Origin of the sequence: Hymenobacter aquaticus, assembly GCF_004765605.1 — a bacterium.
Classification (GTDB): domain Bacteria; phylum Bacteroidota; class Bacteroidia; order Cytophagales; family Hymenobacteraceae; genus Hymenobacter; species Hymenobacter aquaticus.
On sequence record NZ_SRLC01000001.1, the window covers coordinates 126,678 to 142,844 of the forward strand.

The following is a 16,167-nucleotide window of genomic DNA, read 5'->3' on the forward strand; positions in this document are numbered from 1 at the left end:
CTTGACCCGCAAAACCACCCGCATGAACCGACGCTTTTTCCTGCGTACCAGCAGCCTGGCCGGCGTGGCCCTGTCTACCTGGACGCTCAGCAGCTGCACCACCGAATCGAAGGACACGCCCGCGGCCCTGGCCGTGGACCCCGAACAGGCGGCGGCTACGCCCAGCTTTGAGCTCAGCGAGGCCACCATTACGGACCTGCAGGCCAAGCTCCAACGCGGGGAATACACGGCCCGCCGGCTGACGGAGCTGTATTTGCAGCGCATCGAGGCCCTCGACCGGAATGGGCCCCGCCTGCGCGCTGTCATCGAGGTGAACCCCGAGGCCCTGCAGCTGGCCGACGCCCTGGACCAGGAGCGCAAAAACGGCAAGGTGCGCGGCCCCCTGCACGGCATTCCGGTGCTCATCAAGGACAACATCGACACCGCCGACCAGCTGCAAACCACCGCCGGCGCCCTGGCGTTGGCCGGCCACAAGGCCAAGCAGGACGCCTTCATCGTGCAGCGGCTGCGGGCGGCCGGGGCCGTGCTGCTGGGCAAAACCAACCTGAGCGAGTGGGCCAATTTCCGCTCGACGCGCAGCACCAGCGGCTGGAGCAGCCGGGGCGGCCAGACCAAAAACCCCTACATCCTGGACCGGACGCCCAGCGGCTCCAGCTCGGGCTCGGGCGTGGCCGTTGCCGCCAACCTCTGCGCCGTGGCCATCGGCACCGAAACCGACGGCTCGGTGGTGTCGCCGGCCTCGTGCTCGGGCATCGTGGGCATCAAGCCCACCGTGGGCCTGCTCAGCCGCGCGGGCATCATCCCGATTTCGGCTACCCAGGACACGGCCGGCCCCATGGCCCGCACCGTGCGCGACGCGGCCCTGCTGCTCACGGCCCTCACCGGCGTGGACGCCAACGACGACGTAACCCGGGAAAGCGCCGGCAAAGCCGCGGCCGACTACACCGTTTTTCTGCAGACCGACGGGCTGCAAGGGAAGCGGCTGGGCGTGGAGAAAAACCACCTAAAAGGCAATTCCGACGCTATTCCGCTGCTACAGGCCGCTTTGGCGGAACTCAAAGCCCAGGGCGCCACCATCGTGGAAGTGGAGCTGGAAAAGCATATCGACCCGCTCGGCGAGGCCGAGTACGACGTGCTGCTCTACGAGTTCAAGGACGGGGTGAACAAGTACCTGAGTACGGCCGGGGCCGCGGTGAAAACCGTAGCCGACGTCATGGCCTTCAACCTGAAAAACAAGGCCCAGGCCATGCCGTTTTTCCAACAGGAAATTCTGGAAGCGGCCGAAAAAACCGACGGCCTGAGCAGCCCGAAATACCAGGCGGCGCTGAAAAAAAGCCACGGTGGCGCCCGCCAGGCCCTCGACGCCGTGCTGCGCGACAACCGCCTCGACGCCCTCGTGGCCATTACCAACAGCCCCGCACCCTGCCTCGACCTGATCAACGGTGACTCCTGGAAAGGACCGGGCTTTTCCTCCCCGGCGGCCATGGCCGGCTACCCGCACATCACCGTGCCCATGGGGCAGGCCCACGGCTTGCCGGTCGGGCTGTCATTCGTGGGCGGGGCCTACCAGGAAGGCCCCCTGCTGACGCTGGCCTACGCCTACGAGCAGGCGTCGAAGAAGCGGACAGCGCCGCAGTTCGGGGCTCCGTTTGTGGGCTAAGCGGTTGGTAAGCGTCAGGGCACTAGGTGCGCGACCTGCGGCCAGGCCACGGCGGCATGCGTCAGGGCTATGGTGAACAGAAAGGTCAGTAGGCCAACCAGGGCGAAAAACCAGCCTGGTTTGTAGGATTCGATAAGCCTGATTTTGAACAGGCCGTATGCCACGCCCACGGCCAGCAGAAAAGCCGACCCGCCGCACACTACGGACCCCCAATTGCTGCCCAGAAAACCCCGGGGCGTTAGCACGAGCAGCAGCACCAGGAGCGCCAGCAAAAGCACACTGCCGCAAATTACCAGCAGCAGTACGTACCCGACCAACCGGGCCGGCGTCGTGGGGCGTTTGGTTGGTTTGGAAGGCGAGTCAGCTAGCAGTAACAGGTTGCTAAGCACGTCCAGTGCGTCAAGAAAATCCATTGCCTGCTGAATATCAGTATTCTATAACGGCAACCAACAACGGTTGGAGCGGCGCAAGATAAGCAGCCTGGCGTTGAACCAGGAGCTTACGAAACCAGCATTTCCCCAATCAGGCGGTTGAGCAGGGTCGTGAGCTGGGCGGCCTCCTGGTGAATTGCCGGCGTGCCAACGGGGTTGCCGGCAATGTCGACGGCCGCGCCGGTGCTGCCAATTTCGGCCAGCATCGTCAGGCTGTGCACCAGGGAGGGTACCGTCAGGTGGGGCTGCGTTGCCGCGGCCAGCGGCGGGTTGCCCAGGCGGCGCAGCTCCAGCAGCAGCATCACCGTGGTAGCCAGTTGCCGGAGCAGCTCCTGCTCGTCGGGGGAAAAAGTGCGGGCCTGGTGGTCGATAACGCAGAGGGAACCGATGTTGAAGCCGTCGGGCGTTTGCAGCGGATGGCCGGCGTAGAACTCCAGGCGCAGGGCCTGCAGCAGGGTGGGCTCCGTCAGGGCGCAGGGGTTGGTGCCCAGACTTTCGAACACGGTAGCCTGGTTGTGCAGCACGGCCACCGAGCACAGGCTTTCGGAGCGCCGCACCCGCCCGGCGTCGGGCAGGCCAAAGTTGGCTTTAAACCACACGCTCTCGGCTTCTACCAGCGACACCAGGGCAATGGGGGCCCGGAACAGCTTGGCCGTGAGGGCCGCCAAATCGTCGAAGAGGCTTTCCGGGGCCGTGCCCACAATTTGGTAGCGACTCAGCGCCAATAGTCGATCCTCTTCGTTGCCGGGAATCAAGGATGAGGGCGAAAGAGGCATGAAAAACTACGTGGGAAGGATGCGTGTTTCTACGGATAGAAAAATTATTAGATGAATAGGATTTGTTGAATGTTTTGTGAATGGGCTGGGGCAACAGCTCTAGATGACGGTTGCTTTTCCTTACCAGCATGGCACCTATTCCTAGCTCTCCCTACTCGGCGAAGACGGCCGCTACCACCTGCGCGGCGAGTTCTACACGCCCGGCGCTATTCCGATGGCCACGCTGCCGGAGTTGCAACTGGAGTGGGCGGAGGTGTTTGAGGGGGTAGGTGCCTTTAAAAATAGTATCATCCACCTTACAGTGTAAGGTGGATGATACTATTTTACTTCTGTTCCTTGGATCGTAAGCTGCTTAACATTTCAACTATTTCACTTGGTATATCCTCTAATTCTAGACTTGCAAGTATTTCTGCATAAGATATTTGTACTTTAAGGTCATTGTTGATCCAGTGCATTATCCCCTTCATTGTTTCTTTACCCATTCCATTTATGATTAGGCTTTCGAAAGTGCCATCAGCTTCATATAGTTCACATATTTTTTTTGCTTCGCTTCTAGCTAATTCAGGATTTCTGTATTCTTGTTTTCCCATAAGTTGAGCTGATTTGTAAATGTTTTCCTCTAGAGTTCCTTCAAAGTTATATTTTCTAAGTGTTATCGTCTCCTTTAACAAAGATAGTATTTTATCTTTTATGGCTTCAATAGATGTTAAATGAATTATTTCCTTTTTTTTATTAATTGCTCTGAATAATAATTTTGGATTTAGCAGATAATTTTCTATTTCATATCTTTTTAGTACATATAAATTTACATTTTTTCTGTGTCCGAAATTTATTAAATTACTGCTCCATTCATCAGATAGTCCATCTCTGTCTCTTATAAATGTAATATTAATATCTTTGTCTAAAAATTTGTTAAAAATGTCATTGAGAAAAAAAGGAGATTTATCATCCTTTCCTCTGCCTTTTAGTATTGGAATTGTATTCGCTCCGGTTAAGCTGCCAATGCTTGCTATTTTGTCAAAAGCTTCTAATATAGATGTGTTTGCATCCTCCAAAAACAAAAGTTGTCCACTTATTACAGATTTGCCCAAATCATAAGAATCTATTCTTCCTGCTATTTCATTTTCTACATCTTCAGAATTTGCTAACGCTTTGTTTATTTTATTTAAAGATGATACTGGAATAACTTCAGTTGGCTCTGAAGCTCGAATTATGGAAGTAGAATGAGTTGATATTATTATTTGAATACCCAATTCCTTCTGTATGTCACGTAAGGTTTTTGCCAATGAAGTTTGAAGATTGGGATGTAGATGCGCGTCGGGTTCATCCAATAGTACTATATCACAATCTATTGGGCAGAAGCGATAAATAGGTGTAAGTATTTGTAAAATTTGCATGAATCCACTTCCCGAAGACATGAAATCCAAAGAAAGTTTTTCTTTGTCACATTGTTCAGTGTAATGTGCAAGAATATTCAAGTCCTCTCTCTCATTAAATTCTACTTTTTCTAATTCGAAGTTAAAGTCATTCTTAAGTCTTGTTGCTAGTTTTTGATATGCATCAGGTGTATTTTGTTTTGTATCTAGTACTAAATTTCTGATGATTGTGCTTACATCGCCTGTTCTCATTCTATCTTGAATAGCTAGAGGAAATACCCTTTCCTCGCTTGCTCTTAGGCCAATAAATCCCGATATAAATAATGGAGCTTTATTATGTAGATTTGGATTATTTTTTAATTCAGAGGCAGTGGAGACACATTTTAAATTGAATGTTCCAAATAAAGCTCTTATTTTTAATTTATAAATGTTTTTATTTTCATCTGTTAATTCAATAGCGGCTCCTTGGTTAATTGATTTAGTATTCCTTTGTGTGTTCTCACCGCGAGAGAGCTTTGCATAGAATAATTCTCTGTAATCTGAGAAGCTTATGCCTGGTAGGTTTGTCATGCCTACGCCTCTTTTTTTGACTTTTATATTTCCATTTGCGTCGTTGCTGACGAATTCGTTCTTGAATAGAGTATTTAAAGATAAGTTGATAGCCTGCATAACTGTTGTCTTTCCTGAGCTGTTTTCTCCCATGAGTATAGTGAACGGGGCCAATTCTACTTCGATGTCTTTAAATTTTTTGAATCGCTGTATTTTGATTTTGTGTAGCATTAGTGCTAAGATTAGTTGTTTGAGAAGATTGAGAAAAGTAAATAAAAGCCTACTTAGTGAGTATTCCAACCTGTATCTTTGCGGCTTCATACCCCGCAAAGTAGGATGATTTCCATTACCGACCTCGATTTTCACTTCGGCTCCCGCACTCTCTACGACAAGGCCAGCCTCCATATCAAACCCAAGGATAAGATTGGCCTGATCGGGCTCAACGGCCGGGGCAAATCCACGCTGCTGCGCATTCTGGTGGGCGAGTACAAGCCCGACGGCGGCAGCATCTCCATGAGCAAGGACGTGAGCCTGGGCTTCCTGAACCAGGATTTGCTCAGCTACGACTCCCACGAGCCCATCCTGATTGTGGCCATGCAGGCCTTCGGCGAGGCCCTGGAAGTGCAGAAGAAAATCGACGAGGTGCTGCTCGAGTTCGAAACCAACTACACCGACGACTTGGTCGAGAAGCTGGCCGACTTGCAGGAGCGCTTCGAGGCTCTGGGCGGCTACACCATGCAGGCCCGCACCGAGGAAATCCTGGAAGGCCTGGGCTTTACCACCGAGGAGCTGCAAAAGCCGCTGAAGCAGTTTTCGGGCGGCTGGCGCATGCGCGTGATGCTGGCCAAAATTCTGTTGCAGCAGCCTTCCCTGCTGCTGCTCGACGAACCGACCAACCACCTGGACTTGCCCTCCATCAAGTGGATTGAAAACTACCTGGCCGGCTACGAAGGCGCCGTGATTATCGTGAGTCACGACCGGGAATTCCTGGACCGCACCACCAACACCACCGTGGAGGTAACCGGCGGCAAGCTGGTGCCCTACGCCGGCAACTACTCGTTCTACCTCGAAGAGAAGGAGGAGCGCAACGCCATTCAGAAGGGCGCGTTCGAAAACCAGCAGGCCCAGATTCGGCAGGCGGAGCGGTTTATTGAGCGGTTTAAGGCCAAAGCTTCGAAAGCCAAGCAGGCCCAGAGCCGCGTGAAGGCCCTGGATAAGCTGGAGCGCATCGAAGACGTGGCCGCCGACGACGCCAAGGTCAACATCAAGTTCAACTTCACCGTCACGCCCGGCCGCCACATTCTGCGCATGGAGCACGTGGGCAAGAAGTACGCCGATAAGCTCATCTTCCGCGACACCCACGTCCACATCGAGCGGGGCGACAAAATCGCGCTGATCGGGGCCAACGGCAAGGGCAAGTCCACCTTGATGCGCCTGGTGGCGGGGCAGGAGGCGCCCACCACCGGCAACCACCAGCTGGGCCACAACGTCATCATGTCGTTCTACGCTCAGCACCAGCTCGAAAGCCTGCGCATCGACAACGAGATTCTGCAGGAAATGGTGGAAGCCGGCTCCAAGCGCTCCGAAATGGAGCTGCGCTCGGTGCTGGGTTCGTTCCTGTTCACCGGCGACGAGGTTTACAAGAAAATCAAGGTGCTCAGCGGGGGCGAGAAAAGCCGCGTGGCCCTGGCCAAAACCCTGATTTCGGAGGCCAACTTTCTGCTGCTCGACGAACCGACCAACCACCTGGACATGCAGTCGGTCAACATCCTGATTCAGGCCCTGGACCAGTACGAAGGCACCTACATCGTCATCAGCCACGACCGGTTTTTCGTGGAAAACGTGGCCAACAAGATCTGGTACATCGAGGACTACCAGCTGAAAGAGTACCCCGGCACCTACGCCGAGTACGAGCAGTGGCAGGAAGACCGGGACAAGGCCGCCAAGAAGGCCGGCCTACCGTCGCCGTCGGCGCCCAAGCCCTTGCCGAAGGAGGAGAAAAAGCCGGTTTCCAGCTCCGAGCGCGAAGCCAATCAGCAGGAGCTGAAGAAGGTGAACAAGGAGCTGAAGGAAATCGAGGGCAAAATCACGACCCTGGAAAAGGAGCTGGCCGTGTACGAAAAGCAGCTGTCCGACCCCAACATCTACAACAACACCGCCCAGCTGAAAGACGCCACGATGAAGTTTGAGCAGGTGAAAAAGGAGCTGAACCGCACCAACGACCAGTGGGAAAAGCTGGCCGAGCGCGCCGAGCAACTCGATAAGTAGCCCCAAACTGCCCTACTGTGCAACGCCCCGCTGCAAACCCGAAAGGGCGCAGCGGGGCGTTGCTGGTTTCTATCAGCTGGGAAAAGCCTACGGATGGTTCTGCTTGACCAGGCTCACGTTGTCGTTGCCCGCCTGGTACACGGTGCTGCGCTGGCCCTCGGCGCCTTGGTAGGTTTGGGCCGCGTTGCGGCCGCCAATCTGCTCCTGCCGGGCGGTGTGGCTGTTGCCGTCCTGGTCGATGAAGGCCGTATTGCCCACCGTGAAGGGGCCGTTCTGCAGCTGTTGGGCGTCATTATCGTCGCCGTCCTGCTCGATGGTAGCCCGGTTGGTGCCAAATGCGCTTCCCTGCAACTGCTGCTGCGTGGCCACGTTGCGGCTGCCGACCTGGGTGGCGGTGGCCCGGTCGGCTTCCCCGTTCTGGGTTTGGGTGAGGGCGTTGGCGTTGCCGATCTGCGTGCCGGCTGCCGTATTGCCGATGGCACTCTGGCTTTGGTGCGCGCGGTTGTCATTGCCGGCTGTCGTCAGGCTGGCCGTGTTTCCCAACGAGGCCTGGGTCTGGATGGCCTCGTTGTCGTTGCCGGTCTGCACCACCGAAACCAGATTTTCCCGGCCCTGCTGCAGTTGCTGGCTGGCATTGCGGCTACCGATTTGCGCGGCTGTGCCGGTGTTGCCGTTGCCGCTCTGGATCTGGGAAAGCACGTTGTCAACACCGGTTTGCGTGCCCGTGACCCGGTTGAAAGGGCCAAGCCGTTGGCTTTGCACAAGCGTGTTCCGGTCGCCGAGTTGGGTGGCCTCGGCCGTGGATCTGGCCTCTCCAATCTGGTCCTGGGTAATAGCGTTGCGGTTGCCCGTCTGCCGGGCTGCGGTGGCAACCTGCGTGCCTAGTTGATTTACCGTCAGCGTGTTCAGACTGCCGGTCTGGATGCCGGTTGAGGAACTGGCATTACCGGTTTGAGTGATGGTAGCCAAGTTGCTGGCCCCCGATTGGCTAAGGGTCTGAGTGTTATTTTGAGCGTAGGTGCTGCCGCAAGTCAGTACGAAAGCCCCTGCCCATACGGCAGACACAATATTTGTTTTCATAGCAGGCGTGAATAAGAGTGGCGGAGTAGGATGAATGTAGTTAAATAGTAATATAATTTATAAGAATTATTTAATTAAATCCAGGTTGATTGGCTATCGTATTGCCAGTCCAGTTGCCTACGGCCAAGGAATGTGTGGGCTGCTGTTCAGCTTGTCTTACCCCAAAATCGGGCTACGGGGCCGCTGGGGCCGCATCGTCTAGTGCCCCAATGAAGGCAATAATGGCCTGCTGCTCGGCGGCGTTCAGCTGCAGCGGGTCGGCGGCCAGCGTTTGAGAAGGTACATCCAAGCCCAGACCCCGCCCGCCGCCGCGGTTGTAAAAATCCAGCACCTGCTCCAGCGTCTGGTATACGCCGTTGTGCATGTAGGGCGCGGTCCGGGCGGCATTGCGGATGGTCGGGGTTTTGAAGGCCTGGCGTTGGTGGGCAATGCCGTAGAGCCCGAACTTGCCGGGGTCGGCGTCGAGGGCGGTGGCCGCGGCCGTGGCGGGCACGCCCAGCACTTCGCTTTCGGCCTTGTCGTAGAGGGGCGGCACGCTGCCGTTGAACAGCGGCATGTAGTGGCAGGTGCCGCACTGGGCCTTGCCCATAAACAGGTTGAAGCCCAGTACTTCCTGGCCCGACAGGCGCGCGGTGTCGCCGCGTAGGTATTGGTCGAAGCGGCTGTTGAGGCCCACCAGGCTGCGCACATAGGCGGCCACCGCGCGGCGGATGTTGGGCTCCGAAACCGGTTGCTTATCCGTGGCAAAGGCTTGGGCAAACAGCTTCTGGTATGTGGTTTTTTTGCGCAGCAACGCCGGAATTTCGCTCAGTTGCCCGCCCATTTCGGCTTTATTGGTAACCACCGCATGTACCTGATCTTCCAGAAAATGCACCCGGCCGTCGGCAAACTGCTCGGGCTGCAGGGCGGCGTTGAGCAGGGTGGGCGTGTTGCGGGCCAGCTCGGTGCCGGCCAGCAGGGAGCGGTTCACGCGCAGCCCGTCGGTGTAGGCGCGGCCCGGCACGTGGCAGCTGGCGCAGGAGCGCCCCGCCGCCTTGCCCGACAGCAGCGGCTCTTGAAACAAGGCTGCGCCCAGCGCCAGCACGGCCGGGGTGGGCGCGGCGGCATCGGCCGGCGCGAAAAAGGCCGGGTCGAAGGCGTCGGCGGCAAAGAAGGAGGGGGCTTGGGGGCGCACGGCGCGGCGGGCCGCTACGTAGGCTATGCCCAGCTGCTGCTGGGCCTGCTGTAGCCCCGCCAGGGCCGGGTTGAAATACCGTACGAAAAACCGGGCCCGGTCGAAGTTTTCGAAGGTGGCCGCAGGAGCCAGGAGCACGGCCCGGCCGCGGGCCAGCGGGGCCAGAACGGCCGCTGGCCCACCCAACAAGGCCAGCACCTGCTCCGTGGCGTGCAGGGTAACGGCGGCTTCGGGCAGGGCGGCGTGGGCCACCGGCGAGTCGAAGCCCGAAAGGCCCTTGGCGGCCAGGCGGTAGAGGTTCAGGCGCAGCGCATCCAGTACCTCGGCCTCGGAAAAAGTCAGCATGGGGGCCTGCTGCTCCAGGTGCCGCACCTGGTAGAGCAGGTTGTCGGTTTCCTGGCGGATCAGGTCCCGGGTGGCGTGGTCGGTGGGGGCGTCGTACACGTATTCTTCCAGCACCTGAAAGCCCGTGGCCGGAATAACCTCGCCCGGCTCCCCGGCCTCGGTTTCGGGCAGATTAGCCCCGTTCAGGCGCTGGGCGGCGTGCGGGTAGTAGTATTCCACCGCAAACTCCAGGTACTTGTATTCGGTGCGGCAGGCCACAAACTGCCGGCGCAGCGCGGTAGTATCGGCCCGGGGGGCCAGCTGTTGCAGGGTGGTGAGGGCGGCGTGTAGCTGGCGCAGGTGCCCGTCGTAGTAGTCCCGGACCTGCTCGGCGGGCGTTTTGTGCAGCACCGCAAACGAGAACAGCAGTCCGGCCAGGCCCAGCAGCAGCGGCCGGCCCACGCGCCGGCGAAAAGAAAGCAGGTTCATTGAAAGTAGATAGTGGCGTCGGGCAACAGGGCCTGGGCCTGGCGGCAGGCTTCGGGGGTAAAGGCGTTGCCCTTCACGATGATGGTTTTCAGCTTGCGCAGCCGGGCCAGGGAGCGGGGCAGGGCTGTGAGCTGGTTGTCGTTGGCAATGAGCATTTCCAGGTTTTGCAGCCGCCCCAGCTGTTTGGGCAGGGCCTTCAGCTGGTTGCCCGACACAATCAGCACCTTTAGCTGCGCGCACTGGCCCAGGCTGGCGGGCAGGTCGGTTAGCTGGTTGTTGGCCAGGTTCAGCTCTTCCAGACGCGTCAGGGTGCCGAGCCGCGCGGGCAGGCGCTCCAGCCGGTTGTCGTTCAGGTAGGCGTAGCGCAGGCGGCGCAGCTGGCCCAGGGCAGCGGGCAGAAACAGCAGCTGGTTGTGGGAGCCGTCGAAGTATTCCAGCCGCCCCAGCTCACTGAGCTGCTCGGGAAACGAGGTGAAGTTGTTCCAGGCCGCCAGCAGAAACCGCAGGCTGTCGAGGCCGCCGATGCTGGGCGGCAGCTCCCGCAGGGCATTCTGGTCGATTTGCAGCTGGGTCAGGCGGTGCAGGTTGCCCAGCGCGGGCGGCAGGTCGAGCAGGCCGTTCTTATTCACGAACAGCACCTGCAGACTATCCAGGCCGGTAAGGGCTTCGGGCAGGTGGCGCAGGTGGTTTTCGTGGGCGTAGAGGCGCCGTAGCCGGGGCAGCCGGTCCAGGCTGGCGGGCAGCTGCTCCAGGGCCTGGCCGCGCAGGTTCAGCTCCCGCACGCAGCCCGGGCGGCTCAGCGCATCGGTCAGGGTGAAGGCGGCCGGGGCGGGGCAGGGCGGGGCTTGGGCCAAACAGGCGTTGCCCCGCAGAAACTGCGAGGCAACGCCGGCTAGCATAACGATAAGAAAGGGTAAGCGCACGAGCTATTGCTTGATAAAAGGCCGGGTAGTGGAGGTCGTGGCCGTCTGGATAACCAGCGTGTAGTGGCCGCCGGGCAGCTTGCTCACCGGCACCCGCAGGCGGTTCAGGCCCTGGGCCAGCACGGCGGATTGCGTCAGCACCCGGGCCCCGAGCGTGTTGAATACCTGCACCGTGGCGGCTTCCCGGCTCAGGCTGGTCAGCTCCACGCTCAGCTCGGCGCCGGCGGTGGGGTTGGGGTACACGTCGGCCTTAGCTAGCTCGGGGCGGGCTTTTTCGGTGGACAGCGTGGTGCCCAGCACGCCGCGGCGGCTGATGACGATGGCCGACGACTTGTTGAACACCACGGCCTGCCCGGCGGCGTCGGTGGTGGCCAGCGTGTTGGTCGGGTCGGGGCTCTGGATGGAGATGAACATAAATTTCTCGTCGGGCGAGAAGGTCATGCCGGTAGGCTCACAGCCGTTGGGCGTCACGGCAAACAGCTCCACGGCGGGGCTGGCCTGGGTGTGGCAGGGGCGCACCACCCACACGTGGTTGCGGCCCCCATCCTGGAGCACGTAGAGGTTGCCCTGCGAGTCGAAAGTCAGGTTGTCGTTGCCGGTGCCCCAGGCTTCGCTCACGGTGGCCGCGCCGTAGCTGATGGGGTAGGTGCGGTTGGTAACGCCGGGCGAGTTGCCCACGAAAACGTCGAAGGCACTGACCGTGCTGCCCGCGTCGGTGAAGCGGTAGGTGGTGCCGGGGCCTTTGGCCGTGAAGTAAATCTGGCCCGTGACGGGGCTGATTTCAATGTCTTCCACGCCGTTGAAGCTAGTGGCGCCCAGGGCCAGGGCGGCGGCGGCGGTGTTGTTGCACTCGGCCGGGGTGGTGTTGGGCACCGGCAGCCAGGTGCCGGTGGTGGCCGTGCCAATGGCCCCGTCGAGCTTCAGGGCGTAGAGCGTGCCGTTGGCGAACTGCCCGGGCGTGGTAGCCACGAACTTATAAACGAAGCTGTTGGCCGAGCCCTCATCGGCGCCCTCGTACACGGTGCGGCGGTCGGCGGCCACTACCACGTTTTCGTGCTTGAAGCGGCCCATTCGCCAGAGCTTGTCGGGCGTGCCGTTGCCGTCCTGGTCTTTCACGGTGCGGGTGGCCGGATCAATTTCCACGTTCCAGCCGAAGTCGAAGTAGCCGTCGTTGTTGCTGTCGGTGGGAGCGGTGGGGGCGTTTTCCTCGCAGGTAATCACCGTACTCCAGGGCGTGACGCCGCCCGAGCAGTTGTTGAACGTGCCCACCACGGGCCCGAAGTTCACCGGGTTTTTGGCCGTCACACCCCAAAGCTTCGTCAGCGGGTCGAAGCTCAGATTCAGCATGCTCACGCCCGAGGTAGCCGCCGCCGAGCCCTCGTGGTTGATGGATAGGTAGCCGCTGGTGCTGCTGCCCCCGATGGGCACGTAGCCGGTGAAGTCGAAGGCTTCCTTCACGTTGCCGTCGGCGGCCGAGGAGTAGGCCGCCCCGCCCTGCACCAGCAGCTGGAAGGTGTGGGTGGCGGGCAGGCGCAGGTCCTGGGGCTGGGTGGAGGGCTGCACCGAGGTGAAGCGGCTGATGTGGTCCTGGGGTAGGGTGGGGCAGGCGGTCTGGGCCCGGGCGGCGGTGCTCAGCAAAGCAGTGGCGGCCAGTAGCGTAGTCGTGTGTTTCATAGAAGCTTGCGTCGGGGTTGAAAGGTGCCGCAAGTACGAAACCGACTGTTGCGTCTGGTTTACCGCTGGGTTAAGAGTACATAAAGGAGCCGTGACGGCAGTGTTACCGCGCCGTCGCCCGGTTGTCGCCGGGGCTTCGGGAGCAACCGGGCGCTTTTGGCAGTCAGAATAACGAGTAACGTTACCGTATTGGCAACGTGGCGGCATTCACCACTTATCCGGCCCGTACCAATGCCGAATACCTGTACAAGTGTTCATTGCTTGTTTTGTGGCTCAATGAAACCCGGTCACGCCAAAACAAAGTCTGGTTAGCCTAATGGTCGTAGCTAATTACTCTCGTTATTTTCCAGCCGTCGGCTCTTTTTTGCCAGATATGAACGAACTTAAATGTGCCACAATCATCTTTCCCGTTTTCCTGGTGACAAAAACGGTGTGTGCCTATTTCAATGGCGCCGTAGTCTTTGATAGGGTATACCTGAAGACTGCCGGGGACAAGCGTTCTTCTTAGTCCATTGTTTTGGCTGAAAAGCCGGCTGGTATTTTCAATAACCTGATTATAGTTCGTTAAGCCTCCTTCGTCATGGTAAAATTCGAGGTCGGCTGCGAATAGTAGCTTTTGTTTCTCAAGGTCCCGGTTGTTGAATGCGTCAAACAACACGCTGTCCATGTGGGCAATAGTGTTGTATAGCTCTTTCGATGCCGGTGTGTATGATTTTGCTGCCTCGCTACTGCTGGGTCGGGAAATAGAACAAGCGGTAGTAATCCACGCCAAGGTTATATAAACAACAGCGGTCCTTATTCTTTTCATAGGCTCTTTTTAACGTTTTGCGTTGCCTGCAGGTAACGGTTTGGGGCTTGGCGTTCGGGTGGGTTTCGGAATACAACACTGTCAACCAGCACTGGATTTGAATAGACGCACAAAGCTCCCAGTTTGCACGTCACTCAGCCTGAAGTAAAACCCGTGTTATGGGCAGCTATTCTTTTCTGTCCCATAGTTCTAGCATGGCGGTCAAGTCGTGGTATTCTTCTGCAAATGCACCGTCCAGGGTTCCGAATCTGCTTTTAAACTCTTTAAAATATTGTCTTGCGTTTTTGTTGCCCGAAATTGTTGCAATAAAAAGTTTGTTCGCTAATTTCATTTTACTGTCGTTAAGACCTGGTGTTGCTGTTTTATACATTTTCAAAACAGTTTGAATTTCGTCTTGGCTGTATTTCCTGATTTGTCTGTTAACCGTAACCTCTCTAATTACTTTCTGTCCGCTGAAAAATATTTTTTCTGTTGTCCAAACGGTTTCCTGATATTTTAGGCCCTTTCCTGTTGGTAGATTACGAAGGTTGTCAACAAGTAATACGTCTTTGTTGACTCTGAGTCGGCAAGTCAGCGTCGCACCCCAAAAGTTAATGATTTTGCCTTGTCCGCAGGCGGCAAGAATAAACTCCGAAAAAGTTGCCGGCTTGCTGTCAGGGTTTTTGTAGCCACACAAAACAATTGTTTTGCCATTGGAAAGATGAAAAGTCGTATCGGATTTTGTTCCCGCATATTGAGTTTTCGGGCAGTCACACGACGTTGCCTTTGTTTGTCCGTAAATGGAAGGCAAAGTCAGAAAGGTCAGTATGATTGCTATGAGGGTTGACGTCATTATAGTTGCTTGTAACGTTTGAATTGCCGCTACTCAACGGCACTGTATGTAGCGGCAATCCGCCCATAGTACATTACTGAGTAGCGCAATGCAGGTCAATATAGCTAGGAGTACGCTACTTGGTGTTTTCCATAGCGAAGGTTAATAAGCGGGTAGTTATTTCGGTAGTCTTGCTACCGGCGTGGCCTGGCCGATCCTGAATCATTCGGCTATCGGTTGGGGTAAAGAGTGAGCACCTGCTTCCGGTCATCAGCTTCTGCTGTTCGCCACCCCGAGCGTATACCCCGGTCGTAGGGTGGGCAGCTTGGCAGGATAAGTGGTTCCTTGCCGTTCGGATTGCCACCCGCCCGCGCTGCGAAGCGGCTTCTTCCCCCTACATTCGCCTTTATGCACCGTCTCTTACTGCTTTTGCTGCTGGCCGCCCCGGCCTGCGTGCCCCTGGGTACGCCCATCACCGACCCCAACGCCGCCCGGCAGCCGGGGCAGCAGCGCCCCCCGGAGTACTACGCCGACAAAGCCCTGCGCTACGAAGACTACGTGTATGACCCCGACGTGCGCACCGTGCAGTGCTACGTCGGCACGGGGGTGAATACGGAGGTGTTTCAGCCCCCCATCGTGCCTATCAGCCAGCAGCAGCCCATCGTGCTGGAGTTCGATTTGCTGGGCAGCAGCTCGGAGCGGATGACGGCCAAGCTGGTGCACTGCGACGCCGACTGGAAGCCCTCGGTGCTGACCGACATGCAGTTTCTCAACGAAATCAACGAGTTTCTCATCACCGATTACCGCACGGGCGTCAACGTGAAGGTGCCGTACTACCATTACCGGATGCAGGTGCCGCGCGTCAAGCTCAGCGGCAACTACCTGCTGGTGGTGAGCGGGGCGGGGGGCGTGCCGGTGCTCAGCCGCCGGCTATTGGTGTATGAAAACAGCGTGGAAGTAGCCATCCGCCAGGGCATTCCGGTGGCCGGGCAGGAGCGCTACACCCTGCAACAGGTTGATTTCTCCATCGGCTACGGCGGCTTCAACATCGTGAATCCCAGCCAGGAGATAAAGGTGATGCTGCGCCAGAACTTCCGCTGGGACAACGCCAAAACCAACCTGCGCCCCACCTTCGTGCGCGACGCCGAGCGGCGGCTCGACTACCAGTACTTCAACTTCGAAAACGCCTTTGCCGCCAGCAGCGAGTTTCGCTACGCCGACCTGCGCTCCTTGCGCGTAGCCGGGGCCGGCGTGGCCCAGCTCGACCCGGCCGCCTCGCCCCGGGCCGTGGTGCTCAGCCCCGAAGCCACCCGCAACGGCCAGAGCTACTCCCAGTTCGACGACATCAACGGGCAGCGCGTGATTGAGAGCCGCGAGTACGGCAACGGCGCCACCAATGCCGACTACGCCAACGTCACGTTTCAGCTGCGGGCCCCGTCGGCCGCGCCGGGCCCGGTTTACGTGTTCGGGGCCCTGTCCGACTGGCAGCTGAAGGACGAGTTCAAGCTGACCTACAACGAGGAGCAGAAGCAGTACACCGGCACGGCCTTGCTCAAGCAAGGCTACTACAACTATTACTACGTGGTGGGCAAGCCCAGCGGCCCGCCCGACGACGTGTACTTCGAAGGCAGCCACCAGGAAACCGAAAACCAGTACGACCTGCTCGTCTACTACCGCCCGCCCGGCACCCGCGCCGACCTGCTCATCGGCTACCAGATGCTGGCCGTAAACAGCCGCAGGCCTTGAGGTGAGGTGGTGAATGAGTGAATGAGTGAGGTTTTCGTTCTGTCATCCTGAATGTCGCGAAGCAGAGTGAAGGACCTT

12 protein-coding genes are annotated in these 16,167 nt (G+C 57.9%); 3 read left to right on the forward strand and 9 right to left on the reverse strand.

All coding sequences use genetic code 11. From position 1 onward, the window contains the following. Positions 1 to 22 precede the first annotated feature (22 nt). The gene (locus E5K00_RS00545; RefSeq protein WP_135460653.1) at positions 23 to 1,660 is read left to right on the forward strand and encodes an amidase; all 1,638 of its coding nucleotides are present in this window, start codon (positions 23 to 25) and stop codon (positions 1,658 to 1,660) included. 14 nt (positions 1,661 to 1,674) lie between these two features. Here E5K00_RS00545 and E5K00_RS00550 read toward each other — a convergent pair whose 3' ends face one another. The 3 genes from E5K00_RS00550 to E5K00_RS00560 form a co-directional block, all read right to left on the reverse strand. Beyond that, a complete protein-coding gene (locus tag E5K00_RS00550) occupies positions 1,675 to 2,073 on the reverse strand; it encodes a hypothetical protein (protein WP_135460654.1) in 399 nt (132 codons plus the stop codon). A gap of 86 nt (positions 2,074 to 2,159) precedes the next feature. Continuing rightward, complete coding sequence (locus tag E5K00_RS00555; RefSeq protein WP_135460655.1) at positions 2,160 to 2,867, reverse strand: GAF domain-containing protein; 708 nt, start codon at positions 2,865 to 2,867, stop codon at positions 2,160 to 2,162. 323 nt (positions 2,868 to 3,190) lie between these two features. Further along, positions 3,191 to 5,023, reverse strand: coding sequence for an AAA family ATPase (locus E5K00_RS00560; protein ID WP_167856684.1), 1,833 nt, complete (start codon positions 5,021 to 5,023; stop codon positions 3,191 to 3,193). Positions 5,024 to 5,128: 105 nt separating this feature from the next. On the opposite strand from E5K00_RS00560, the gene E5K00_RS00565 reads away from it, so the two are divergent. Beyond that, complete coding sequence (locus tag E5K00_RS00565) at positions 5,129 to 7,060, forward strand: ABC-F family ATP-binding cassette domain-containing protein (protein WP_135460657.1); 1,932 nt, start codon at positions 5,129 to 5,131, stop codon at positions 7,058 to 7,060. Between the two features lie 87 nt (positions 7,061 to 7,147). Here E5K00_RS00565 and E5K00_RS00570 read toward each other — a convergent pair whose 3' ends face one another. The 6 genes from E5K00_RS00570 to E5K00_RS00595 form a co-directional block, all read right to left on the reverse strand. Next, entirely contained in the window at positions 7,148 to 8,029 is an 882-nt protein-coding gene (locus E5K00_RS00570) for a hypothetical protein (RefSeq protein ID WP_167856685.1), read from the reverse strand. Positions 8,030 to 8,312: 283 nt separating this feature from the next. Beyond that, positions 8,313 to 10,127: a cytochrome c peroxidase gene (locus E5K00_RS00575; protein WP_135460659.1), complete on the reverse strand. Its 1,815-nt coding sequence runs from the start codon at positions 10,125 to 10,127 to the stop codon at positions 8,313 to 8,315. Then, the gene (locus E5K00_RS00580) at positions 10,124 to 11,026 is read right to left on the reverse strand and encodes a leucine-rich repeat domain-containing protein (protein WP_135460660.1); all 903 of its coding nucleotides are present in this window, start codon (positions 11,024 to 11,026) and stop codon (positions 10,124 to 10,126) included. The genes E5K00_RS00575 and E5K00_RS00580 overlap by 4 nt, the downstream gene beginning before the upstream one ends. Before the next feature lie 27 nt (positions 11,027 to 11,053). After that, the gene (locus tag E5K00_RS00585) at positions 11,054 to 12,724 is read right to left on the reverse strand and encodes an alkaline phosphatase PhoX (RefSeq protein ID WP_135460661.1); all 1,671 of its coding nucleotides are present in this window, start codon (positions 12,722 to 12,724) and stop codon (positions 11,054 to 11,056) included. Positions 12,725 to 13,037: 313 nt separating this feature from the next. Beyond that, complete coding sequence (locus tag E5K00_RS00590) at positions 13,038 to 13,496, reverse strand: nuclear transport factor 2 family protein (protein ID WP_210114262.1); 459 nt, start codon at positions 13,494 to 13,496, stop codon at positions 13,038 to 13,040. A gap of 202 nt (positions 13,497 to 13,698) precedes the next feature. Next, the gene (locus E5K00_RS00595) at positions 13,699 to 14,364 is read right to left on the reverse strand and encodes a hypothetical protein (RefSeq protein ID WP_167856686.1); all 666 of its coding nucleotides are present in this window, start codon (positions 14,362 to 14,364) and stop codon (positions 13,699 to 13,701) included. A 387-nt stretch (positions 14,365 to 14,751) separates the two neighbouring features. Between E5K00_RS00595 and E5K00_RS00600 the strand changes: the two genes are divergently transcribed. Beyond that, complete coding sequence (locus E5K00_RS00600; RefSeq protein WP_135460663.1) at positions 14,752 to 16,089, forward strand: type IX secretion system plug protein; 1,338 nt, start codon at positions 14,752 to 14,754, stop codon at positions 16,087 to 16,089. Positions 16,090 to 16,167 lie beyond the last annotated feature (78 nt).